This is a genomic window from Pseudomonas sp. L-22-4S-12 (assembly GCF_009799935.1).
Lineage (GTDB): Bacteria > Pseudomonadota > Gammaproteobacteria > Pseudomonadales > Pseudomonadaceae > Aquipseudomonas.
Window position 1 is genome coordinate 123,016 of sequence record NZ_WELL01000001.1, and the last position, 23,262, is coordinate 146,277.

20 protein-coding genes are annotated in these 23,262 nt (G+C 67.0%); 6 read left to right on the top strand and 14 right to left on the bottom strand.

The features are described 5' to 3' along the window. Position 1 precedes the first annotated feature (1 nt). Positions 2 to 1,126 carry an ABC transporter permease gene (locus F3I16_RS00555; protein WP_160491853.1) on the top strand — a complete coding sequence of 375 codons (1,125 nt, stop codon included), beginning with the start codon at positions 2 to 4 and terminating at the stop codon, positions 1,124 to 1,126. Positions 1,127 to 1,202: 76 nt separating this feature from the next. On the opposite strand, the gene F3I16_RS00560 is transcribed toward F3I16_RS00555, so the two are convergent. Further along, on the bottom strand, positions 1,203 to 1,619 hold the full coding sequence (locus F3I16_RS00560; protein ID WP_160491854.1) for a flagellar basal body-associated protein FliL: 417 nt from the start codon (positions 1,617 to 1,619) through the stop codon (positions 1,203 to 1,205). A gap of 160 nt (positions 1,620 to 1,779) precedes the next feature. Here F3I16_RS00560 and F3I16_RS00565 point away from each other — a divergent pair, with 160 nt between their 5' ends. Then, the gene (locus tag F3I16_RS00565) at positions 1,780 to 2,757 is read left to right on the top strand and encodes an NADPH:quinone oxidoreductase family protein (RefSeq protein WP_160491855.1); all 978 of its coding nucleotides are present in this window, start codon (positions 1,780 to 1,782) and stop codon (positions 2,755 to 2,757) included. A 288-nt stretch (positions 2,758 to 3,045) separates the two neighbouring features. Here the strand turns inward: F3I16_RS00565 and F3I16_RS00570 are convergent, their stop codons facing one another. The 4 genes from F3I16_RS00570 to trxA form a co-directional block, all read right to left on the bottom strand. After that, entirely contained in the window at positions 3,046 to 4,014 is a 969-nt protein-coding gene (locus F3I16_RS00570) for a CDP-6-deoxy-delta-3,4-glucoseen reductase (RefSeq protein WP_160491856.1), read from the bottom strand. Next, on the bottom strand, positions 4,014 to 5,480 hold the full coding sequence (gene ubiD / locus F3I16_RS00575; RefSeq protein ID WP_160491857.1) for a 4-hydroxy-3-polyprenylbenzoate decarboxylase: 1,467 nt from the start codon (positions 5,478 to 5,480) through the stop codon (positions 4,014 to 4,016). Before ubiD ends, F3I16_RS00570 begins: the two co-directional genes overlap by 1 nt. 119 nt (positions 5,481 to 5,599) lie before the next feature. After that, the gene (rho, locus tag F3I16_RS00580; RefSeq protein WP_160491858.1) at positions 5,600 to 6,859 is read right to left on the bottom strand and encodes a transcription termination factor Rho; all 1,260 of its coding nucleotides are present in this window, start codon (positions 6,857 to 6,859) and stop codon (positions 5,600 to 5,602) included. 252 nt (positions 6,860 to 7,111) lie between these two features. Continuing rightward, positions 7,112 to 7,438, bottom strand: coding sequence for a thioredoxin TrxA (gene trxA, locus F3I16_RS00585; protein WP_160077966.1), 327 nt, complete (start codon positions 7,436 to 7,438; stop codon positions 7,112 to 7,114). A 216-nt stretch (positions 7,439 to 7,654) separates the two neighbouring features. On the opposite strand from trxA, the gene ppx reads away from it, so the two are divergent. Continuing rightward, positions 7,655 to 9,157: an exopolyphosphatase gene (gene ppx, locus F3I16_RS00590; RefSeq protein ID WP_160491859.1), complete on the top strand. Its 1,503-nt coding sequence runs from the start codon at positions 7,655 to 7,657 to the stop codon at positions 9,155 to 9,157. 290 nt (positions 9,158 to 9,447) lie between these two features. On the opposite strand, the gene ppk1 is transcribed toward ppx, so the two are convergent. The 3 genes from ppk1 to F3I16_RS00605 form a co-directional block, all read right to left on the bottom strand. Next, a complete protein-coding gene (gene ppk1 / locus F3I16_RS00595; RefSeq protein ID WP_160491860.1) occupies positions 9,448 to 11,667 on the bottom strand; it encodes a polyphosphate kinase 1 in 2,220 nt (739 codons plus the stop codon). 19 nt (positions 11,668 to 11,686) lie between these two features. Then, on the bottom strand, positions 11,687 to 12,700 hold the full coding sequence (hemB, locus tag F3I16_RS00600) for a porphobilinogen synthase (protein ID WP_160491861.1): 1,014 nt from the start codon (positions 12,698 to 12,700) through the stop codon (positions 11,687 to 11,689). Positions 12,701 to 12,799: 99 nt separating this feature from the next. Further along, the gene (locus tag F3I16_RS00605; RefSeq protein ID WP_160491862.1) at positions 12,800 to 14,041 is read right to left on the bottom strand and encodes a sterol desaturase family protein; all 1,242 of its coding nucleotides are present in this window, start codon (positions 14,039 to 14,041) and stop codon (positions 12,800 to 12,802) included. 150 nt (positions 14,042 to 14,191) lie between these two features. On the opposite strand from F3I16_RS00605, the gene elbB reads away from it, so the two are divergent. Then, positions 14,192 to 14,857 carry an isoprenoid biosynthesis glyoxalase ElbB gene (elbB, locus tag F3I16_RS00610; protein WP_160491863.1) on the top strand — a complete coding sequence of 222 codons (666 nt, stop codon included), beginning with the start codon at positions 14,192 to 14,194 and terminating at the stop codon, positions 14,855 to 14,857. A 221-nt stretch (positions 14,858 to 15,078) separates the two neighbouring features. Next, entirely contained in the window at positions 15,079 to 15,549 is a 471-nt protein-coding gene (locus tag F3I16_RS00615) for a thioesterase family protein (RefSeq protein ID WP_160491864.1), read from the top strand. A gap of 84 nt (positions 15,550 to 15,633) precedes the next feature. Here F3I16_RS00615 and F3I16_RS00620 read toward each other — a convergent pair whose 3' ends face one another. The 5 genes from F3I16_RS00620 to F3I16_RS00640 form a co-directional block, all read right to left on the bottom strand. Then, on the bottom strand, positions 15,634 to 16,086 hold the full coding sequence (locus F3I16_RS00620; protein ID WP_160491865.1) for a YaiI/YqxD family protein: 453 nt from the start codon (positions 16,084 to 16,086) through the stop codon (positions 15,634 to 15,636). Positions 16,087 to 16,149: 63 nt separating this feature from the next. Then, on the bottom strand, positions 16,150 to 18,042 hold the full coding sequence (locus F3I16_RS00625; RefSeq protein ID WP_160491866.1) for a cytochrome c/FTR1 family iron permease: 1,893 nt from the start codon (positions 18,040 to 18,042) through the stop codon (positions 16,150 to 16,152). A gap of 183 nt (positions 18,043 to 18,225) precedes the next feature. Next, entirely contained in the window at positions 18,226 to 18,855 is a 630-nt protein-coding gene (locus F3I16_RS00630; protein ID WP_160491867.1) for a LysE family transporter, read from the bottom strand. A 77-nt stretch (positions 18,856 to 18,932) separates the two neighbouring features. After that, a complete protein-coding gene (locus tag F3I16_RS00635) occupies positions 18,933 to 19,685 on the bottom strand; it encodes a TerC family protein (RefSeq protein WP_160077946.1) in 753 nt (250 codons plus the stop codon). 83 nt (positions 19,686 to 19,768) lie between these two features. Next, positions 19,769 to 21,682: an ATP-binding cassette domain-containing protein gene (locus F3I16_RS00640; RefSeq protein WP_160491868.1), complete on the bottom strand. Its 1,914-nt coding sequence runs from the start codon at positions 21,680 to 21,682 to the stop codon at positions 19,769 to 19,771. Between the two features lie 50 nt (positions 21,683 to 21,732). On the opposite strand from F3I16_RS00640, the gene F3I16_RS00645 reads away from it, so the two are divergent. Then, positions 21,733 to 22,194 (top strand): TIGR02444 family protein, encoded by a 462-nt coding sequence (locus tag F3I16_RS00645; protein WP_160491869.1) that lies wholly within the window; start codon positions 21,733 to 21,735, stop codon positions 22,192 to 22,194. Between the two features lies 1 nt (position 22,195). Here F3I16_RS00645 and F3I16_RS00650 read toward each other — a convergent pair whose 3' ends face one another. Next, positions 22,196 to 23,179 carry an AlgP family protein gene (locus tag F3I16_RS00650; RefSeq protein ID WP_160491870.1) on the bottom strand — a complete coding sequence of 328 codons (984 nt, stop codon included), beginning with the start codon at positions 23,177 to 23,179 and terminating at the stop codon, positions 22,196 to 22,198. Positions 23,180 to 23,262: the final 83 nt, after the last annotated feature.

Below are 23,262 nucleotides of genomic sequence, written 5' to 3' on the forward strand. Positions count from 1 at the left end.
GATGGAGCGCCTGGCCAACATCTTCCACCTCGGCCTCAAGGAACTGCGCAGCCTGCAGCGCGACATCGCCCTGGTGCTGCTGATCGTCTGGGCCTTCAGCCTGGGCATCTACTCGGCGGCCACCAGCATGCCGGAAAGCCTGCACCACGCCTCCATCGCGGTGGTCGACGAGGACCGCTCGCAGCTTTCCGAGCGGCTGATCCAGGCCTTCCAGCCGCCCTACTTCCGCACCCCGCAGCGCATCGACCTGAGCCAGATGGACCGCGGCATGGATGCCGGGCGCTATACCTTCACCCTGAACATCCCGCCGGACTTCCAGCGCGACGTGCTGGCCGGCCGCAGCCCGGCGATCCAGCTCAACGTGGATGCCACCCAGGTCAGCCAGGCCTTCACCGGTGCCGGTTATATCCAGAACATCGGCGTCAACGAGGTGGCCGAATTCGTCCGCCGCTACCGGGCGGACCTGCCGCAACAGGCCGGGTTGGCCGTGCGGGTGGCGTTCAACCCGAACCTGACGCGCACCTGGTTCGGTTCGGTGATGGAGGTGATCAACCAGATCACCATGCTGTCGATCATCCTCACCGGCGCCGCGCTGATCCGCGAGCGTGAGCACGGCACCATCGAGCACCTGCTGGTGATGCCGGTGACGCCGCTGGAGATCATGCTGGCCAAGGTCTGGTCGATGGGCCTGGTGGTGCTGGTGGCGACCGCGCTGTCGCTGCTGCTGGTGGTCCAGGGCTCGCTGCAGGTGCCGATCCAGGGCTCGCTGGCGCTGTTTCTCGGCGGCGCCGCGCTGCACCTGTTCGCCACCACCTCGATGGGTATCTTCTTCGGCACGGTGGCGCGCTCGATGCCACAGCTGGGCCTGCTGATCATCATCGTGCTGATCCCGCTGGAGATCCTCTCCGGCGGCACCACGCCGCGCGAGAGCATGCCCGAACTGGTGCAGCGGATCATGCTGGTGGCGCCGACCACCCACTTCGTCGACCTGGCCCAGGCCATCCTCTACCGCGGCGCCGGGCTGTCGATCGTCTGGCCGCAGCTGCTGGCGATTGCCGGGATCGGCACGCTGTTCTTCCTCGGTGCCATGACCCGTTTTCGCAAGGCCCTGGCGCAGATGGCCTAAGCCAGCCGTAGGGTGCGCCGTGCGCACCGAGGCACTATGCGGGCCTGCTGGTGCGCACGGCGCACCCTACGAATACTTATTGGATGATCAGGTTGTTGAACAAAAGATCCTCGACGTAGGGCTTGCCTTCTTCCTGGTTGAGCACGTCCTGCACCTGCTTGAGCGCCTCCAGGCGCAGCTTCTCCTTGGCGTCCTGGCCGCTCATGCTGGCCTCGGTCTGCTGGGAGAACAGCATCACCAGCTGATTGCGGATCAGCGGCTCGTGGTGCTCGACCTTCTCCTCGGCCTCGCTGCCGGTGACGCGCAGGGCGATATCGGCCTTGTAGAACTTCAGCTTGGGCCCCGGGCCGAAGTTGCCGACCAGGGCCGGCACCAGGTTGTAGTAGGCCACCTTGGGCGCCGCGTTCTCGCCTTCCGCCTCTTCGCCGCCGCTGTTGGCCAGGGCGGTGAGGGGCAGCGACAGGGCCAATAGCAGAGCGATCCAGGTTTTCACGGCGGCAGTTCCTCACGAAGATGTGGCGCTAGCATAGCCATTGCCGCGGCCACACCCAAGTCCGACGCTTATACAGGGGCATCAGGCCGGGGCATGCTCGTTGACCGGCCAGGCGGGCCACCTACACTGCCAGACCATCAACCCTGGAGGATATCCGCTGATGAAAGCCGTTCTGTGCAAAGCCTTCGGCCCGGCCGAAACCCTGGTGCTGGAGGAAGTTGCCGGCCCCGCGATCAAGAAGAACGAGATCCTCCTCGAGGTCCACGCCGCCGGGGTCAACTTCCCCGATACCCTGATCATCGAAGGCAAGTACCAGTTCAAGCCGCCCTTCCCCTTCTCCCCGGGCGGCGAAGCGGCCGGCGTGGTGCTGGAAGTCGGCGAGAAGGTCGAGCACCTCAAGGCCGGCGACCGGGTGATGGCGCTGACCGGCTGGGGCAGCTTCGCCGAACAGGTGGCGGTGCCCGCCTATAACGTCATGCCGATCCCGCGCGGCCTCGACTTCACGGCGGCCGCCGCCTTCGGCATGACCTACGGCACCTCGATGCATGCACTGAAACAGCGCGCCAACCTGCAGCCGGGCGAGACCCTGCTGGTACTCGGCGCCTCCGGCGGCGTCGGCCTGGCCGCGGTGGAAATCGGCAAGGCCATGGGCGCCCGCGTCATCGCCGCCGCCAGCAGCGCGGAGAAACTGGCCGTGGCCAAGGCCGCCGGCGCCGACGAGCTGATCAACTACAGCGAGGCGAGCCTCAAGGACGAAGTGAAGAAGCTCACCGGCGGCCAGGGCGCCGACGTGATCTACGACCCGGTCGGCGGCGACCTGTTCGACGAAGCCATCCGCGCCATCGCCTGGAACGGCCGCCTGCTGGTGGTCGGCTTCGCCAGCGGGCGCATCCCCGAGCTGCCGGTGAACCTCTGCCTGCTCAAGGGCGCAGCGGTGGTCGGGGTGTTCTGGGGCTCGTTCGCCCAGCGCCAGCCGCAGGACAACGCGGCCAACTTCCAGCAGCTGTTCGCCTGGCATTCCGAAGGCAAGCTCAAGCCGCTGGTGTCGCAGACCTTCCCGTTGGAGCAGGCGGCCGAAGCGATCAATGCCCTGGGCCAGCGCAAGGCGGTGGGCAAGGTGGTGGTCCAGGTGCGCTGAAAGCAACTGCAAGAACACCGGGGGGATAATGCTTTTTTCATCCACCCCCCATCCGCTCGGTGGATCGGTGAAGCGTGATCCACCCTACGACTGCGAACTCCGGTAGGTTGGGTTGAGCCTGCGAAGCCCAACACAGGCCGCTCCGCGCACCACCCGTTGGGCTTCGGCGCTGCGCACCGCAACCTACGCCTACCCTAGCCCGCAGTCTCCGACACCAAGGGCTACCGAGCACACCACTTCCGCGCCCATGAAAAAGCCGCCCTCAGGCGGCTTTTTCATGGGTTGCAGTTAGTCGCGCGGGGCGTAGGCGAACACGTCGGCGCGCATCTGGTGCGCGTCCATTCCGGCCGCGACCAGGGCATCCAGAGTGCCGTAGACCATCGCCGGCGAACCGCTGGCATACACATGCAGGGCCTTGAGATCGGCGAAGTCCTCACACACCGCCTCGTGCAGCAGGCCGCAGCGCCCGGACCAGTCGCCCGGTTCGCTGACCACCCGGTGCAGATGCAGGCCTGGCGTCTGTTGCCAGTCGGCCCAGTGCGGCAACTGGTAGAAATCCTCGGCGTGGCGCACGCCCCAGTACAGGTGCACCGGGTGCCGGAAGCCGGCGGCGCGGCAATGCTCGATCAGGCTGTGCATCTGGCCCATGCCGGTTCCGGCGGCAATCAGCACCAGCGGCCCGGCCGGCAGCTCGGCCAGGTGGGTGTCGCCGAACGGCAGCTGGACGCGGGCGAAGCCCTGCCGGCGAAGGAAGTCGACCAGCGCCAGGGTGCCTTCGTCGCGCACCAGGATATGCAGCTCCAGCTCGCGCCCGTCGTGCGGCGCCGAGGCCAGCGAGTAGGCGGCATACTCGCCGTCCTGGCGCTGAAGCAGCAGGTATTGCCCGGCGTGGTAGCGCGGCGGCTTGCCGGCCGGGGCGCGCAGGCGCACGCGGTACACATCGCCGCCGACCTCCTGGCATTCGATCAGCTGGCAGCTCAGCTCGCGCTGCGGCAGCTCGCCCGGCGCCAGCACGCCGTCCCAGTGCAGCACGCAGTCTTGCAGCGGCTCGGCCAGGCAGGTGAACAGCTCGCCCTGGCTACGTTCCTCGCCGCCCTGGCGCACCCAGCCCTCGACCAGCAGGGCCGCGCAGACATGGCAGTTGCCGTTGCGGCAGCTCTGCGGGCAGGTGTAACCCAGGCGCCGCGCGGCATCCAGGATGCGCTCGCCGGCCCGGACATCGAGCTGCGCGCCGGACGGTTGCAGAATGACTTTCATCAATCGATCCCGAGCTCGCTCCACAGCGCATCGACCCGCTGCTTGACCGCCTCGTCCTGGACGATGGCACGGCCCCACTCGCGCGTGGTTTCTCCCGGCCACTTGTGGGTGGCGTCCAGGCCCATCTTGCTGCCGAGACCGGAGACCGGCGAGGCGAAGTCGAGGTAGTCGATCGGCGTGTTGTCGATCAGCACCGTGTCGCGCTTGGGGTCCATGCGCGTGGTGATGGCCCAGATCACGTCGTTCCAGTCGCGTGCATTGACGTCGTCGTCGGTGACGATGACGAACTTGGTGTACATGAACTGGCGCAAAAAGCTCCACACCCCGAGCATCACCCGCTTGGCGTGGCCGGGGTACTGCTTCTTGATGGTCACCACCGCCATGCGGTACGAGCAGCCTTCCGGCGGCAGGTAGAAGTCGGTGATCTCCGGGAACTGCTTCTGCAGGATCGGCACGAACACTTCGTTCAGCGCCACGCCGAGAATCGCCGGCTCATCCGGCGGCCGCCCGGTGTAGGTGCTGTGGTAGATCGGCTTGTGCCGGCGGGTGATGCGTTCGACGGTGAATACCGGGAAGCAGTCGACCTCGTTGTAGTAGCCGGTGTGGTCGCCGTACGGGCCCTCATCGGCCATCTCGCCGGGATGGATCACCCCTTCGAGGACGATCTCGGCACTGGCCGGCACCTGCAGATCGCTGCCGCGGGCCTTGACCAGCTCGGTCTTGTTGCCGCGCAGCAGGCCGGCGAAGGCGTATTCGGAGAGGCTGTCCGGCACCGGAGTGACGGCGCCGAGGATGGTCGCCGGATCCGCGCCCAGAGCCACGGCCACCGGGTAGGGCTGGCCGGGAAACTTCTCGCACCAGTCGCGGTAGTCCAGGGCACCGCCACGGTGGCTGAGCCAGCGCATGATGACCTTGTTGCGGCCGATCACCTGCTGGCGGTAGATGCCGAGGTTCTGCCGCTCCTTGTTCGGCCCCTTGGTGATGGTCAGGCCCCAGGTGATCAGCGGGCCGACATCGCCCGGCCAGCAGGTCTGCACCGGCAGTTTGGTCAGGTCGACGTCGTCGCCCTCCTCGATCACTTCCTGGCACGGCGCGTCTTTCAGCACCTTGGGCGCCATGGCCAGGACCTTCTTGAAGATCGGCAGCTTGCTCCAGGCATCCTTCAGCCCTTTCGGCGGCTCCGGTTCCTTGAGAAAGGCCAGCAGCTTACCGATCTCGCGCAGCTCGCTGACTTCCTCGGCGCCCATGCCCAAGGCCACGCGCTTGGGCGTGCCGAACAGGTTGCCGAGCACCGGCATGTCGAAGCCGGTGGGGTTCTCGAACAGCAGCGCCGGGCCGCCCTTGCGCAGGGTGCGGTCGCAGATTTCGGTCATTTCCAGCACCGGGGAAACCGGCGTCTGGATGCGCTTGAGTTCGCCGCGCTGTTCCAGGCCGCGGATAAAGTCGCGAAGGTCGCGATACTGCATGCTTGAGCCTCGTATAGGCGTGCAGGTCGGGGCGCAAAGTTTAGCGCCGAACTGGGTTATTCAGAAGGCCGCGCAAATGCAAAGGCCGGGTTTCCCCGGCCTTTGTGGCAACGCTGAACTTACTTGCGCTTCATCGACAAGAAGAATTCATCGTTGGTCTTGCTGTCTTTCAGCTTGTCGAGGAGGAACTCGATGGCGGCGATCTCGTCCATCGGGTGCAGCAGCTTGCGCAGAATCCACATGCGCGACAGCTCTTCCTCGCCGGTCAGCAACTCTTCGCGGCGGGTGCCGGACTTGTTGATGTTGATCGCGGGGAACACGCGTTTCTCGGAAACCCGGCGATCGAGGATCAGCTCCATGTTGCCGGTGCCCTTGAACTCTTCGTAGATCACTTCGTCCATCTTCGAGCCGGTTTCCACCAGCGCGGTGGCGATGATGGTCAGCGAACCGCCTTCCTCGATGTTACGCGCGGCACCGAAGAAGCGTTTCGGCTTCTCCAGGGCGTGGGCGTCGACACCACCGGTGAGAACCTTGCCGGAGCTCGGGATCACGGTGTTGTAGGCGCGCGCCAGGCGGGTGATGGAGTCGAGCAGGATGACCACGTCCTTCTTGTGCTCGACCAGGCGCTTGGCCTTCTCGATCACCATTTCGGCGACCTGCACGTGGCGGGTCGGCGGCTCGTCGAAGGTCGAGGCAACCACTTCGCCGCGCACGGTGCGCTGCATCTCGGTCACTTCTTCCGGGCGCTCGTCGATCAGCAGGACGATCAGGTGGCACTCGGGGTTGTTGCGGGTGATGTTGGCCGCGATGTTCTGCAGCATGATGGTCTTACCGGCTTTCGGCTGGGCAACGATCAGGCCGCGCTGGCCCTTGCCGATCGGGGCGCAGAGATCGATCACGCGCGCGGTCAGGTCTTCCTTGGAACCGTTGCCGGCTTCCATCTTCAGACGCTGGGTCGGGAACAGCGGCGTCAGGTTCTCGAACAGGATCTTGTTCTTGGCGTTTTCCGGACGGTCGAAGTTGATCGAGTCGACCTTGAGCAGGGCAAAGTAACGCTCGCCTTCTTTCGGCGGGCGGATCTTGCCGATGATGGTGTCACCGGTACGCAGGTTGAAGCGGCGGATCTGGCTGGGCGAGACGTAGATGTCGTCCGGGCCGGCCAGGTACGAGGAGTCCGCGGAGCGCAGGAAGCCGAAGCCGTCCTGGAGGATCTCCAGCACGCCGTCACCGGAGATCTCTTCGCCGCTTTTAGCGTGCTTTTTCAGCAGGGCGAAGATGATGTCCTGCTTGCGCGAACGGGCCATGTTCTCCAGGCCCATCTGTTCGGACATTTCCAGCAGTTCGGCAATCGGCTTTTGCTTGAGTTCGGTCAGATTCATAGGAATGACGTAGCTTTGAGGAAGGGGGATGAAAGCACTGGGCTTTGGAAGCCGCGCCGCGAGAAGGCGACTGGATCGCTCGATATTATCGATTGGGGATGCGTCGGCGACGGCTTGGAGGGCAGCGGAGGAACCGTTGCCCGGCCGAATGTAACACCGGCCAGGCGGTGCGTCCAGCCCGCAGAAAGCAAAAACCCCGCAGAGTGCGGGGCTTTATTGCAACATCCGAGCAGACGGCCGGGCCGCGCGCAATCAGATGTTGGCGTCGAGGAAGGCCGCCAGCTGCGACTTCGACAGGGCACCGACCTTGGTCGCCTCGACGTTGCCGTTCTTGAACAGCATCAGGGTCGGGATGCCGCGAACGCCGTACTTCGGCGGGGTGTCCTGGTTTTCGTCGATGTTCAGTTTGCAGACCTTCAGCTTGCCCTGGTAGGTCTGGGCAATTTCGTCGAGCACCGGGGCGATCATCTTGCACGGGCCGCACCATTCGGCCCAGTAATCGACCAGGACCGGACCTTCGGCCTTGATCACGTCGTCTTCGAAACTGGCGTCGCTGACGTTGGTGATGAAATCGCTCATGGATAGTCTCCGTGGTCGGAAGCAGAAAAGTGGCGGCCATGATAGCCCGCCTTGACCTGCGCCGAAAGTCGCAGGCCATTGTGCTTGCCTATCGCCTCCCTGGGAAAAGCTGATGAAAGAATACGGCAGGACGGCCGCGGGAGGTTAACATGCAGGGCATTGGACCGACCGCTCCAGTGCGGCCGGCTGCCTCTGTTCAGTTTCGAGACCTTGACCATGCCGCAAGCTGCCCCCAAGTCGTTTTCCCTGATTGCTGCCATCGACCTCGGCTCCAACAGCTTCCACATGGTGCTGGCCAAGGCCGAGCACGGCGAGGTGCGGATTCTCGAACGCCTGGGCGAAAAGGTGCAGCTGGCCGCCGGGATCGACGAACAGCGCCTGCTCAGCGAGGAAGCCATGGCCCGCGGGCTCGACTGCCTGAGCCGCTTCGGCCAGCTGATCCAGGGCCTGCCCCAGGGCGCGGTGCGCATCGTTGGCACCAACGCCCTGCGCGAGGCGCGCAACCGCGCCGAGTTCATCCGCCGCGCCGAAGCCCTGCTCGGCCACCAGGTGGACGTCATCTCCGGCCGCGAGGAAGCGCGCCTGATCTACCTCGGTGTGTCCCACAGCATGCCGGACAACCCCGGCAAGCGCCTGGTCGCCGACATCGGCGGCGGCAGTACCGAATTCATCGTCGGCCAGCGCTTCGAGCCGCTGCTGCGCGAAAGCCTGCAGATGGGCTGCGTCAGCTACACCCAGCGCTACTTCAGGGACGGCAAGGTCACCGCGGCACGCTACGCCCAGGCCTACACCGCCGCGCGCCTGGAACTGATGACCATCGAACAGGGCCTGCAGCGCCTCGGCTGGCAGGAAGCGGTGGGCGCCTCCGGCACCATCCGTGCCGTGGGCCTGGCGATCCAGGCCGGCGGCCTGGGTAGCGGCGAGATCAACCCCGAGGGCCTGGCCTGGCTCAAGCGCAAGGTGCTCAAGCTCGGCGACGTGGAAAAACTGGACCTCGACGGCATCAAACCGGACCGCCGGCAGATCTTCCCCGCCGGCCTGGCCATCGCCGAGGCGATCTTCGACGCCCTCGACCTGCAGCGCATGGACCACTCCGAAGGCGCCCTGCGCGAAGGCGTGCTGTACGACCTGCTCGGTCGCCATCACCACGAGGACGTGCGCGAGCGCACCCTCGGCGCGCTGATGGAGCGCTACCACGTCGACCTGCAGCAGGCCGCCCGGGTCGAGGCCAAGGCGCTGTCGGCACTGGAGCAGGTCAGCGAGGCCTGGCAGCTGGACGACGAATGGCACCGCGACCTGCTGCAGTGGGCCGCACGGGTGCATGAGATCGGCCTGGACATCGCCCACTACCACTACCACAAGCACGGCGCCTACCTGATCGAACACTCCGACCTGCCCGGCTTCTCCCGTCAGGACCAGCTGATGCTGGCCCTGCTGGTGCGCGGCCACCGGCGCAACATCCCCAAGGAGCGCTTCGCCGAGTTCGGCGAGGAAGGCATCAAGCTCCTGCGCCTGTGCGTGCTGCTGCGCTTCGCCATCCTCTTCCACCATATCCGCGGTACCCAGGAAATGCCCCGCCTGAAGCTGCAGGCCGGGCCGCAGAGCCTCGACCTGACCTTCCCCGAAGGCTGGCTGGACGCCAACCCGCTGACCCAGGCCGACTTCGCCTTGGAAGCCGAATGGCTGACGCGGATCGGCTTCGTCCTGACCATGCGCTGAGTGCCGCCGCAACGAAAAAGGCTACGTGCCGGTTCCGTGTTGCACAGGCCATCGAGCTTGAGTGGGAGCGGATTTATCCGCGATAAACAGGCGGCTCGGCGTAGGCCCTGATCGCGAATGAATTCGCTCCCACCAACAGCCAGAGCAGCCACCGCGAGCGCTTGAGCCAAACAACAGCGCGGCATGGCAACGCGTAACAGCTACATAGCCACGAAAAAGCCCCGCAAATGCGGGGCTTTTTGCTTTATGCCAGGCGGCGCTCCAGGGCGAAGGCGTCGGTAGCCGCGGGCTCAGCGCGCCGCGGGGCTGGTCAGCTTCTCCAGCAGGCTGGCCTGGGCACTGCGCAGGTTGGCGTTGCCGCTCGGGGTGATGCGCACATAGCGCCCATCCGGTTGCAGCGCCCAGGCCTGGGTGTTGTCGGTCAGGTAGGCTTCCAGCTCCTTCTTCACCCGCACGATCAGCTTGCGCCCCTCCACCGGGAAGCAGGTCTCCACCCGCTTGTCGAGGTTGCGCTCCATCCAGTCGGCACTGGACAGGTAGATCTTCTCCTCACCGCCGTTGAGGAAGTAGAACACCCGGGTGTGTTCGAGGAAACGGCCGATGATCGAGCGCACCTGGATGTTGTGCGACACCCCGGGAATGCCCGGACGCAGGCAGCACATGCCGCGCACCACCAGGTCGATCCTCACCCCGGTCTGGCTGGCCTTGTACAGCGCGCGAATGATCTTCGCGTCGGTCAGCGAGTTGAACTTGGCGATGATGTGCGCCGGCTTGCCCTCGCTGGCCTGCTGGGTCTCGAAGGCGATCAGATCGAGCAGGGTCTTCTTCAGGGTGAAGGGCGCGTGCAGCAGCTTCTTCATGCGCAGGGTCTTGCCCATGCCGATCAGCTGGCTGAACAGCTTGGAGACGTCCTCGCCAAGGGCCACGTCGGCGGTGAGCAGGCTGTAGTCGGTGTACAGGCGGGCGTTGCCGGCATGGTAGTTACCGGTGCCTAGGTGGGCGTAACGGACGATCTCGCCGCTCTCGCGGCGCAGGATCAGCATCATCTTGGCGTGGGTCTTGAATCCGACCACGCCGTAGATCACCACCGCGCCGGCGGCCTGCAGGCGACTGGCCAGGGCCAGGTTGGACTCCTCGTCGAAGCGCGCGCGCAGCTCGATCACCGCGGTGACTTCCTTGCCGTTGCGCGCCGCATCCACCAGCGCATCGACGATCTCCGAGTTGGCCCCGGAGCGGTACAGGGTCTGCTTGATCGCCAGCACGTTGGGGTCTTTCGCCGCCTGGCGCAGCAGGTCGACCACCGGGGTGAACGACTCGAAGGGATGCAGCAGGAGGATGTCCTGCTTGCTCACCACGTTGAAGATGTTCTCGCTGTTCTGCAGCAGCTTGGGGATCACCGGGGTGAACGGCGCGTATTGCAGCTCCGGGTGACTGGCCAGGCCGGTGATGGCGAACAGGCGGGTCAGGTTGACCGGGCCGTTGACCCGGTACAGCTCGCTGTCGCTCAGGTTGAACTGCTTGAGCAGGTAGTCCGACAGGTGCTGCGGGCAGGTGTCGGCCACTTCCAGGCGCACCGCGTCGCCGTAGCGGCGGCTGAACAGCTCGCCGCGCAGGGCGCGGGCCAGGTCCTCGACGTCCTCGGTATCCACCGACAGGTCGGCGTTGCGGGTCAGGCGGAACTGGTAGCAGCCCTTGACCTTCATGCCCTGGAACAGGTCGTCGGCGTGAGCGTGGATCATCGAGGAGAGGAACACGTAGTTGTCCCCCGCCCCGCCGACCTCTTCCGGCACCTTGATGATGCGCGGCAGCAGGCGCGGCGCCGGGATGATCGCCAGGCCGGAGTCGCGGCCGAAGGCATCGATGCCCTCCAGCTCGACGATGAAGTTCAGGCTCTTGTTCACCAGCAGCGGGAAGGGGTGCGTCGGGTCGAGGCCGATCGGGGTGATGATCGGCGCGATCTCGTCGCGGAAGTAGCGGCGCACCCAGGTCTTCAGCTTCACCGTCCAGTGCCGGCGGCGGATGAAGTTGACCTGGTGCTTGGCCAGTTCCGGCAGGAGGATGTCGTTGAGGATGGCGTACTGGCGGCCGACCTGCTCGTGCACCAGTTCGGAAATCCGCGCCAGCGCCTGATGCGGCTGCAGGCCGTCGGCGCCGGCCTGCTCACGGGCGAAGGTGATCTGCTTCTTCAGCCCGGCCACGCGGATCTCGAAGAACTCGTCGAGGTTGCTGGAGAAGATCAGCAGGAACTTCAGCCGCTCCAGCAGCGGATAGGACTCGTCCAGCGCCTGCTCCAGCACGCGGATGTTGAACTTCAGCTGGGACAGCTCGCGGTGGATGTACAGGCTGCTGTCATCCAGCCCCGGCACCACCAGGGCCGGGGCGGCCACGGGGGCGGCCACCGGCGCTTCGACGACTGGCGCTACTTCGGCCACGCTCACTTCCTCCAGGATCGGTGCAGCAATCGGCTGACCATCCACTACTTCCTTCTCGCTGAGTCCCTCGGTGTTCATCGCTTGTTCCCTGGGGGCGTCAGTGCCCCGCCTTGATCAGTTCTGCCGCCCGTTTGGCGAAGTAGGTCAGGATGCCATCGGCGCCGGCGCGTTTGAAGGCGGTGAGCGATTCGAGGATCACCGCCTCGCTGAGCCAGCCGTTCTGGATGGCTGCCATATGCATCGCGTACTCGCCACTGACCTGATAGACAAAGGTCGGCACGCGGAATTCCTCTTTGACCCGCCAGAGGATGTCGAGATAGGGCATGCCCGGCTTGACCATGACCATGTCGGCGCCTTCGGCCAGGTCCGCCGCCACCTCGTGCAGCGCCTCGTTGCCGTTGGCCGGGTCCATCTGGTAGGTGTTCTTGCTGCCCTTGCCCAGGTTGGCGGCCGAACCCACCGCATCGCGGAACGGGCCGTAGTAGGCACTGGCGTACTTGGCCGAGTAGGCCATGATGCGCACGTTGCTGTGATCGGCCAGCTCCAGCGCCTCGCGGATCGCCTGCACGCGCCCGTCCATCATGTCCGACGGCGCCACCACCTGGGCACCGGCCGCGGCATGGGACAGCGCCTGCTTGACCAGGGCATCGACGGTGATGTCGTTCTGCACATAGCCGTGGTCGTCGAGAATGCCGTCCTGGCCGTGGGTGGTAAAGGGGTCCAGGGCCACGTCGCTGATCACCCCCAGTTCCGGGAAGCGCGCGCGCAGGGCACGGATGGCGCGCTGGGCAATGCCGTCCGGGTTCCAGGCTTCCTCGCCGAGCAGGGATTTCTTCTCCAGCGGCGTCACCGGGAACAGCGCCAGCGCCGGAATGCCCAGGGCCACCCACTCTTCCGCCTCTTTGAGCAGCAGGTCGATGGACAGGCGCTCGACGCCCGGCATCGACGGAATCGCTTCGCGGCGGTTTTCCCCGTCGAGGACGAACACCGGCAGGATCAGGTCGTCGACCGTCAGCACGTTCTCGCGCACCAGACGGCGGGAGAAGTCATCGCGACGGTTGCGGCGCAGGCGGGTGGCGGGGAACAGGCGATTGGCGGGGGTAAAGCTCACGGCAGACTCCGGGGCCCACGCGCGCGGGCTCAGTGTGACGGTTATAAGCTGCCATTATGACCAATTGATGACGCCTGCGGCATCGCCACGACAAACTAATCAGGCGCGCAGCGGCGCGACCCATTGCCGCTGCAGCAGCCCCAGCGCCAGCAGGCTCAGGCCGCTGTAGCCCAGCAGCAGCGGCCAGGCCGGATCCGCCGCCGCGCCGAGCAGGCCCTGCTGCTCGGCCAGCCACAGCAACGGCGGGTTGAGCGCCAGGCGCAGCAGCTCCAGCCACAGCACGAACGGCCGGTTCTCCAGCCAGGCGCCGAGGGCATACAGGCCGTAGGCCATCCAGGCGCAGCCGAGCAGCTGAGCAAGCAGCGGCCACTGCTCGCCCAGCGCCAGCAGGCCGCTGCCGAGCAGCAGATAGACGACGAACTGCAGCAGGGCGTAGACCTGCCGCGGCCGCCCCAGCGGCACGGCGAACTTCTCGAAACGGGCCAGGTCCGGCTGGCTGCGCGGGTCGCGCGCCGCGACATCGGCCGGACGCCAGCCGGTACGCATGAAGCCGATGCGCAGCTTGTCCCACCAGGACTCGGCGCGCACCGCGTCCCGCCACAACAGCACGTAGAACTGCAGGTTGGCCCACAGCGGGTTCCAGCTGGCCAGCGGGGTGGTCACGCCGAACACCACCGGCTCCTCGTCGCGCTCCTCCTGGAAGGTGCCGAACAGGCGGTCCCAGAGGATGAACACGCCGCCGTAGTTGCGATCCATGTACAGCGCGTTCTGCGCATGGTGCACGCGGTGGTTGGACGGGCTGACGAAGAACCATTCGAACCAGCCGAGCTTGGGGATGTGCCGGGTATGCACCCAGAACTGGTACAGCAGGTTCATCGCCGCCACGCCGAGAAACACCGGCAGCGGCACCCCGGCGATGGCCAGCGGCAGGTAGAAGATCCAGCCGAAGATGAAGCCGGTGCTGGTCTGGCGCAGGGCGGTGGAGAGGTTGTACTCCTCGCTCTGGTGGTGCACCGAATGGGCGGCCCAGAGGATGTTGCGCTCGTGGCCCAGGCGATGCAGCCAGTAGTAGCAGAAGTCGTAGCCGACGAAGGCGAGCAACCAGACCCACGGGCTGTCGGCCGCCAGCTCGAACAGCCCCAGCTGCTGCCAGGCGAAGCTGTAGCTGAGCACGCCGACACCCTTGCTCAGCAGGTTCAGCGAGGTCGACAGCACGCCGGCGCTGAGGCTGTTCAGCGCGTCGGCCAGGCGATAGCTGCGCACGCCGCGCCAGCGATCGGCGAGCAGTTCGAGGCCGATCAGGAGGAAGAACACGGGCACGGCGTAGAGGATGTAATTCACGGTTCACCCATATCGTTACGGCGGTTCGCGGGCTAGCATTGCGGTATTGGTCGCCATGCTAAGCCAGCCGCGCCGTGCCACCGAGTACCGGGCATGCCAGGCCGGGCGGCATTTGGCGACACCCGCTGTATCCCCGATCAGGAGCAAGCCATGAGTAAGAAAGTAGCCGTCATCCTCTCCGGCTGCGGCGTCTATGACGGTGCGGAAATCCACGAAAGCGTGATCACCCTGCTGCGCCTCGACCAGCGCGGCGCCCAAGTGCAGTGCTTCGCGCCGAACGTGGCGCAGATGCATGTGATCAACCACCTGACCGGCGAGGAAATGGCCGGCAGCCGCAATGTCCTGGTCGAGTCCGCGCGCATCGCCCGCGGCAATGTCGAGGATGTGCGCGAGCTTGCGGTCGAGCATTTCGACGCACTGATCCTGCCCGGCGGCTTCGGCGTGGCCAAGAACCTCTCCGACTTCGCCGTAAAGGGCGCCGACTGCAGCGTGCAGGCCGACGTGCTGGCCGCCGCCCAGGCCTTCGCCAAGGCCGGTAAGCCGATCGGTCTGATCTGCATCGCCCCGGCCCTGGCGACCAGGATCTTCGGGGCCGGCGTCACCTGCACCCTGGGCAGCGCCGAAGACCCGGCCGCCGCCGCGCTGCAGGCCATGGGCGGCAGCCACCAGGAATGCACGGTGGAGGACATAGTCGAGGACAGCGCGCACAAGCTGGTCAGCACCCCGGCCTACATGCTCGCCCAGTCGATCGCCGAGGCGGCCAGCGGGATCAACAAGCTGGTCGACCGGGTGCTGGAACTGGCCCACCCGCACTGAGCCGCGAACCTGGCGTAGGTTGGGTTGAGCGCAGCGAAGCCCAACGGCGGACAGACAGGCCGCTACAGGGCCTGAACCTTCGCCCGTTGGGCTTCGGCGCTGCGCGCCTCAACCCAACCTACGCCGATCCGGCCAATCGCCGTGACAGCCGCGCCGCGGCGCTGGTCAAGCCGGCCCGATTGCGGCAGCGTGACAGGCCACCCCAGCGCAGGAACGCCGTCATGAGCCACGCCCCCTTCGAACTCACCGCCGAGCTGCGCGACGCCGTCAGCAGCTTCTTCCAGCGCATCCCGTTCAACCAGGTGCTGGGCATCCAGCTCGACGAGCTGGCCGTCGACAAGGTGGTGATGAGCCTGCCGATGAAGCCCGAGCTGATCGGCAACTTCGTCCACGGCATCCTGCATGGCGGAGTGATCTCCTCGCTGCTCGACGTGGCCGGCGGCGCCATGGCGCTGATCGGCGCCTTCGAGCGGCACCAGCACCTGCCCACCAGCGAGCGCATGGCGCGGCTGTCCAAGCTCGGCACCATCGACCTGCGCGTCGACTACCTGCGCCCCGGGCGCGGCCAGTCGTTCACCGCCACGGCGGTGCTGCTGCGCTCCGGCAACAAGGTGGCGGTGGTGCGCACCGAACTGCACAGCGACGATGGCAGCCTGGTCGCCGTGGGTACCGGCACCTATCTGTGCGGCTGAACGCCAGTCCCGATCTGCCGTGCGCCATGGGCACCAGAAAGTCGGCACCTCTCCCAGCCCTACGCGGCATGGGTCTGCGCGTGACTAGCCACGCATCAGCCGGGTGAGGATACGGTCCAGCGAGTTGGCGAAGGCCTGACGATCCTTATCGCCGTAGGCGGCCTGGCCGCCACCCATCTGGCCCTGCTCGCGCAGGTCGGTGAACAGATTGCGCACCGCCAGGCGCTCGCCCATGTTGCGTTCGTCGAACTCGCGACCGCGCGGATCGAGGGCGCTGACGCCCTTCTTCACCAGACGGTCGGCCAGCGGCACATCGCTGCAGATCACCAGCTCGCCGGGCACGGCATGCTCGACCAGGTGATCGTCCGCCGCATCCGGGCCGCTCGGCACCACGATCAGCCGCACGCAGGTGAAGCCCGGCCGCGCCACCGGCTGGCCGGCCACCAGCACCACCTCGAAGCCACGCTTGAGGGCGAACTTCACCACCTGATCCCGCGCCGCCCGCGGGCAGGCGTCGGCATCGATCCAGACACGCATCGCACATGCTCTCCAAGAATGACCCGGCCGGCATGGTAAGCCATCCGCCGGCCGGGGTGCGGCCTATCCGGCCGCCTGCGCGCGGCGGCGCTCGCCCAGCCAGCTGCGCCCGTACAGCGCCACGATGGCGGCCAGTGCCAGACCCTGGGCCGAGAGGCTCCAGGCATCGGCATGGACGCCCAGCCAGTCGAAGTCGAAGAACGCCACCGGCCGCGTGCCGAGCACCCCGGCCTCCTGCAGCGCCGCCACGCCGTGGCCGGCAAACACCACCGACAGCGCGCAGAGCAGCACCGCGTTGGCGCTGAAGAAGGTCGCCAGCGGCAGCTTGCGCGAGCCGCGCAGGATCACCCAGGCCAGGCCGAGCAGCAGCACCAGCGCCGCGCCGGCACCGGCCAGGACCATGCTGTGACCTTGCGGGCCGGCCTGCAGCCAGAGGGTTTCGTAGAACAGGATGACCTCGAACAGCTCGCGGTACACCGAGAAGAACGCCAGCACGGCGAAGCCGAAGCGCCCGCCGCCGCCGACCAGGCTGCTCTTGATGTAGTCCTGCCAGGCCGCGGCATGCCGGCGGTCGTGCATCCACACGCCGAGCCACAGCACCATGACGCTGGCGAACAGCGCGGTGAGGCCCTCCAGCAGCTCGCGCTGGGCGCCGCTGACGTCGATCAGGTAGGCCGCCAGGGCCCAGGTGGCGACGCCGGCCAGCAGCGCCAGGCCCCAGCCGACATGCACGCTGCGCACCGCCTGCGGCTGCCCGGTGTTGCGCAGAAAAGCGAGGATCGCCGCCAGCACCAGGATCGCCTCCAGGCCCTCGCGCAGCAGGATCAGCAGGCTGGAGAAGAAGCTCAGCGAGGCATTCATCGCGCCGCCGGCGAGCAGTTCGGCGGACTTGGCCAGCTGCACCTTGGCCGCCTCCAGCGCCTGCGCCGCCTGGGCCACGCTGGCGCCATCCTGCAGCGCCTGGCGGTAGGCCATCAGGGTCTTCTCGGTACTCTTGCGCTGCAGCGTGTCGAGGTTGTCGAGGGCGCCTTCGACCAGCTCGAAGCCTTCCAGGTAGGCGGCCACCGACAGGTCGTAGGCCTGCTCGCGGTCATGCTCTGTGTAGGCCTGCAGGCTGCGTTCGAGGGTGGCAGTGGTGTGCCCGATCAGCACCTGCGGGCCGCGCTGCTGTTGCGGCGGCTGCGCGCGCTGGGCGCGGAAGGCGGCACTGTCGCCACCGCTGGCGGCGACCTCGCCCGGCGTCTGCCCGGCCAGTGCGGCCAGGCTGAAAGGGCTGCCGCCCGCCGCGCCGGGCTCGGCGCTGAAGCCGGCGATATAGCTGGCCAGGTCCCAGCGCTGACGCTCGTCGAGCTGGTCGGCGAAGGCCGGCATGTCGGTGCCCTCGATACCCAGGCCGAGGGTGTTGAACAGGTCGTACAGGCTCAGGCGGTCCAGCCGCGCACGGTCGCGCAGGTTGGCCGGCGGCGGCTCCAGGCCGATGCCGGCGGGGCCGTCGCCGGCCCCCTGATCGCCGTGGCAGACCGCGCAATGCTGGGCATACAGCGGCGCGCCGCGGGCCGGATCGGGAGTGATCGCCGGCACCTGGTGCACCTGGTACAGCTCGGCCAGCCGCGCGGCCAGGCGCCGCGCCTCGCTGGCGACCTGCTCGCCCGGCTGGCGCTGGCTCACCGCCTGGCGCAGCCCGGCAACGCCCTGCTCCAGCTCGACGCGCTCGGCCTTGGCCGGCAGGGCGACGATCAGCCCCTGCAGCACGCCGAGAAATTCCAGCTGCTCGCGGTATTCGCCCTCATCGACGACCTCGCCGGCAGCCACGGTCGCCGGGTAGTCGGCGCCGATGTAGCCGAGCAGGTGCAGGGCCTGGGCCGCCCCTTCGGTGGTTGCGGCCCCGGCAGCCAGGCTGAACAGGGACAGGACGGGCAGCAAGAGCGTCAGCCAGAAGCGGCTAGAGCGGGACATGGGCAGATCCATAAATGAGAATGCTTAAGGTTAAATTGTTACCTTGCTAACAATTTTTCTCAAGCCCCTCGGGCCTGCGCCCCTTCGTTCATGGCCGTGACGGAGCCCGTTCCAGACCAATGTGCCGAGTGCGCAGCTATCCATCCCGGCATTCGTCACCGAACGCCTGCTGGCCCTGGTGACTCAGGCCGCCGCGCGACGCACGGTGGCCAGCAATGCGGCGGCGGCGATGAACAGGCCGCCGAAGGTGCGATTGAGCAGGCGCTGCTGGTGCGGCTCGCGCAGGGTGCGCAGCGCCCGGGCGGCCAGCCCGGTGTAGCCGGCCATCACCAGCAGATCGACCGCCACCATGGTCGCCGCCATCACCAGGTACTGGATCAGCAGCGACTGCGAGGGGTCGAGGAACTGCGGCAACACGGCGAGGATGAAGATGATCGCCTTGGGGTTGCTGGCATTGACCAGGAAACCGCGCAGCACCAGGGTCAGCGGGCGACCGAGCGGCCGCTCGCCGGTGGTGACGATCTCGCCGGGCAGCGCCACCCACTGTTTCCAGCCCAGGTAGACCAGGTAGGCCACGCCGAACCACTTGATCAGGCCGAAGGCCAGTTCCGAGGTGGCCAGCAACGCCCCGATACCGGCGGCAACCACGGCGATCTGCATCAGCAGCGCCAGCTGCAGGCCGATGGCGTTCCAGTAGCCGCGCCAGAAGCCGTACTGCAGGCCGCTGGACATCGAGGCGATGGCCCCGGCGCCCGGCGACAGGCTGATCACCCAGCAGGCGACGAAGAAAGCGAGCCAGGTTTCGAGAGCCATGGCAGATACCTCGGAAAGCAAAAAGGGGCAGGCCGTACAGCCTACCCCTCCGCTTTATGCCTGCCCAGCCCTGCGGATCAGTCCGGCAGATCCTTGCGCAGGTGCACCGGCTCGACCTGCTTCTTCTGCTTGCTGCGCAGGCGGATATTGACCGCCTCCACCGCCAGGGAGAAGGCCATGGCGAAGTAGACGTAGCCCTTCGGCACATGCACTTCGAAGGCTTCGCCGATCAGCACCACGCCGACCACGATGAGGAACGACAGCGCCAGCATCTTCAGCGACGGGTGCTTGTCGATGAAGTCGCTGATGGTGCCGGCCGAGAGCATCATCACCAGCACGGAGATGACGATGGCCGCGACCATCACCGGCACGTTCTGCACCAGGCCGACGGCGGTGATCACCGAGTCCAGGCTGAAGACGATGTCGATGATCGCGATCTGCACGATGATGCCCATGAAGCCGTAGGCCTTGCCGCCGCCCTGCTGCGCTTCCTCGGCACCTTCCAGGCTGTGGAAGATTTCCATGGTGCTCTTGAACAGCAGGAACAGGCCGCCGAAGAACAGGATCAGGTCACGCCCGGAGATGCCGTGACCGGCGACGCTGAACAGGTCGTTGGTCAGGCGCATCACCCAGGTGATCGACAGCAGCAGCAGGATGCGCGTGCCCATGGCCAGGGCCAGACCGAAGAAGCGCGCCTTGGGTTGCTGGGCGGCCGGCAGGCGGCTGACCAGGATCGAGATGAAGATGATGTTGTCGATGCCGAGAACGATCTCCAGCGCGGTCAGGGTGAAAAAGGCGACCCAGATCTCCGGGCTCATCAGCCATTCCATGTTGTTGCCTCAGTGGTTTAGTGAATTCGTGTGGAGCCCGCCTTGACGCCGCCTGCCGTGCCCGGCAAAGCGGCGGCGGGTTGTCAGTCGGCGGCCTGGGCCAGCTGTTGCTCCAGGCTTTCCAGGTGTTCCAGGGCGGCCATCCAGCTTTCTTCCAGCTCGCCTTCGCGGCTTTTCAGGCGGGCCTGTTCGGCCAGCAGCTCGCGCAACTCGTCCTTGCGCGCGGCTTCGTAAACGCCGCTGTCGCCCAGACGCTCCTCGACCCTGGCCAGCTGCTCATGCAGCTTGCCCAGTTCCTTCTCCAGCTTGTCCGCCTCGCGCTTGTGCGGCGCCAGCTGCTGCCGCAGCGCGGCGGCGGCCTGACGCTGGGCGCGCTTGTCGGTCTTGTCGCCGGCCGGTGCTGCCGTGGTTTGCGGCTGCTGGCGGGCACGGAAGTCGACCAGCCAGCGCGCGTAGTCTTCCAGGTCGCCATCGAAGGGCTGGATGCGCCCGTCGGCAACCAGGAGGAATTCGTCGGTGGTGCTCTTCAGCAGGTGCCGATCGTGGGACACCACCAGCACCGCCCCGGCGAACTCCTGCAGGGCCATGGTCAGGGCCAGGCGCATTTCCAGGTCGAGGTGGTTGGTCGGTTCGTCGAGCAGCAGCAGGTTGGGCTTGCCCCAGGCAATCAGGGCCAGGGCCAGGCGCGCCTTCTCGCCACCGGAGAAGTTCTGCACCGCCTCGTCGCAACGCGGGCCGCGGAAGTCGAAGCCGCCGAGGAAGTCGCGCAGGGTCTGCTCGCGCTCGCCCGGGGCGATGCGCTGCAGGTGCAGCAGCGGGCTGGCCTTGGCATCCAGCGAGTCGAGCTGGTGCTGGGCGAAGTAGCCGATCGACAGGTTCTCGCCACGCGCCAGGCGCCCGGACAGCGGCGTGAGCTCGCCGGACAGGGTCTTGATCAGGGTCGACTTGCCGGCGCCGTTGGGCCCGAGCAGGCCGATGCGCGCGCCCGGAACCAGCTGCAGCTTGACCTGCTGCAGCACCACCTTGTCACCATAGCCGAGCTGCACGTCGGCCATGTCCAGCAGCGGGCTGGAGATCTTGTCGGCCTCGCGGAAGACGAAGTCGAACGGCGAGTCGACATGGGCCGGGGCCAGCTCCTCCAGGCGCTCCAGGGCCTTGATCCGGCTCTGCGCCTGGCGCGCCTTGGTCGCCTGGGCCTTGAAGCGGGCGATGTACTTCTCCATGTGCTCGCGCTGCGCCTGCTGCTTCTCGTACGCCTGCTGCTGCTGGGCCAGGCGTTCGGCACGGGTGCGCTCGAAGGCCGAGTAGCCGCCGCGGTAGAGGGTCAGCTTCTGCTGTTCGAGGTGCGCCACATGGTCGACCACGGCATCGAGGAAGTCGCGGTCGTGGGAGATCAGCAGCAGGGTGCCGGGGTAGCTCTTCAGCCAGTCTTCCAGCCAGAGGATGGCGTCGAGGTCGAGGTGGTTGGTCGGTTCGTCGAGCAGCAGCAGGTCGGACGGGCACATCAGCGCCTGGGCCAGGTTCAGGCGCATGCGCCAGCCACCGGAGAAGTCGCCGACGCGCCGGTCCATCTGCTCGTTGCTGAAGCCGAGGCCGGCCAGCAGCTTGCGTGCGCGGGCATCGGCGGTATAACCGTCGGCGTTGTCCAGCTCGCTGTGCAGGCGGGCGATGGCGCCGCCGTCGTGGGCCGCTTCGGCGGCGGCCAGGTCGCGCTGCACCTGGCGCAAATGGACGTCGCCATCGAGCACATAGTCCACGGCCAGGCGTTCGAGGTCGTCGACCTCCTGGCGCATGTGGGCGATGCGCCAGTCCGGCGGCAGATTGCAGTCGCCGGCGTCGGGGCCGAGCTCGCCGCGCAGCAGGGCGAACAGGCTGGACTTGCCGGCGCCATTGGCACCGATCAGGCCGGCTTTGTGGCCGGCGTGCAGGGTCAGCTCGGCGCCTTCGAGCAGGCGTTGCGGACCACGCTGTAGAGTGAGGTTCTGGAGTCGGATCATAATGGCCGCGGAGTCTACCAGCTTCGCCCCGCCATCGCCCGGAGAGCCGCATGCCGTCTGACCTGTGGAGTTTTGCCAGTTGTTGCTATGCACGCCCCGGCGTCGAGGCGGCCTGCCTGCGCCTGCAGGCGGCGGGAGCGGATGTGTGCCTGCTGCTGTGCGGGCTGTGGCTGGAGCAAGGCGGCGTGCCGTGCAACGACGAGCGCCTGGCCGCCCTCCGCGCACTGAGCGAGCCCTGGCAACGCCAGGTGGTGCAGCCATTGCGCGAACTGCGGCAGAGCTGGCGCACGACGGCAGCAGCGGATGAGGTACAGCAACGCCTGCGCGCGCAGGTCAAGGCACTCGAACTGGAGGCCGAGCGCGAGCTGCTGGCCCGACTGGAAGCAGAGGTGATCGGCTGGCCGCACGCCGGGCAGCCTGGCATGGCGGACTGGCTGGAAGCCTTGGCGGGAAGCGCCGGAGAGTGCCGCGACGCGCTGCAGGTGCTGCGCGCCGCGACGACTCAGGCCTGACTCAGGCGCCGGTTGGCGGCGTGCTGCCGTTACCGGAGGCCGGCGTAGCCGGAGCAGCAGCCGCAGGCGCCGCGGCCGGGGCAGCCGGGGCGGCGGGCTTGGCCGCAACGGGCTTGGCCGCCGGCTTCTTCGCAGCAGGTTTTGCGGCCGGCTTGGCGACGGCCGGTTTCGCAGCAGGCTTGGCAACCGGCTTGGCGGCGGTCGACGCAGCCTTGGCGGCTGGCTTGGCAGCGGGTTTAGCCGCGGCCTTGATCGGGGCCTTGGCCGCTGCCGGCTTGGCAGCCGCTGCGGCAGGTTTGGCGGCCGGCTTGGCCACCGGCTTCGCAGCAGCCGGCTTGACCGCGGCGGCCTTGGTGGCGGCGGGCTTGGCAGCAGGTTTGGCAGCGGCCTTCGGCGCAGGCTTGGCCGGGGTCTTGGCCACCGCAGGCTTGGCGGCAGTCGCAACAGCCTTGGCCACCGCCGGGCGAGCTACCGCCGGCTTGGCCGCAGTTTTCACCGCCGCCTTGGCCACGGCGGGTTTGCTGGCGGCGGGCTTCCTCGCTGCCGGTTTGGCGGCGGCGCTGACCGCTGGCGTGGCCGTCGAACGCAGGTGCAATGCCTTGGCCGCGGCCTCCTTGACCTTGCCGATACCCTGAGCCAGCTTCAGGCTTTCCTGGGCATCGCGCTTGAGCTGCAGGATGTAATTGCGGGTTTCGGTCTGCCGCGTCTTGAGGTTATCGAGCCCCTCTTCCAGTTCGGCGATCAGCTTGCTGGCCTTGTTCTGAGCCTTGGCCTTGCCGGCCTTGGCGGCGTCCTGCAGCTTGCCGCGGGCTTCGTGGAGTTTTTCCTGGGCCTTGCCGCGCTGTTTTTCCAGCTTGGTCAGCAATTCCTCGGCTTCGACCAGCGCCTGCGAGCAGGCACTTTCGAGATGCTCCAGCAGGCTATGGGAAAGCTGCTGAAGAAGGTGCAGCGGAGTGGTAACGGGCTTCTTATTGTTGGTCGGCATGGCGTGCCTCCTAACGGACATGGGTGCCCCCATACTAGACGGCAGACGCGCGGGTCGCTAGCCGCTGATTGTCGCGCTGCGCG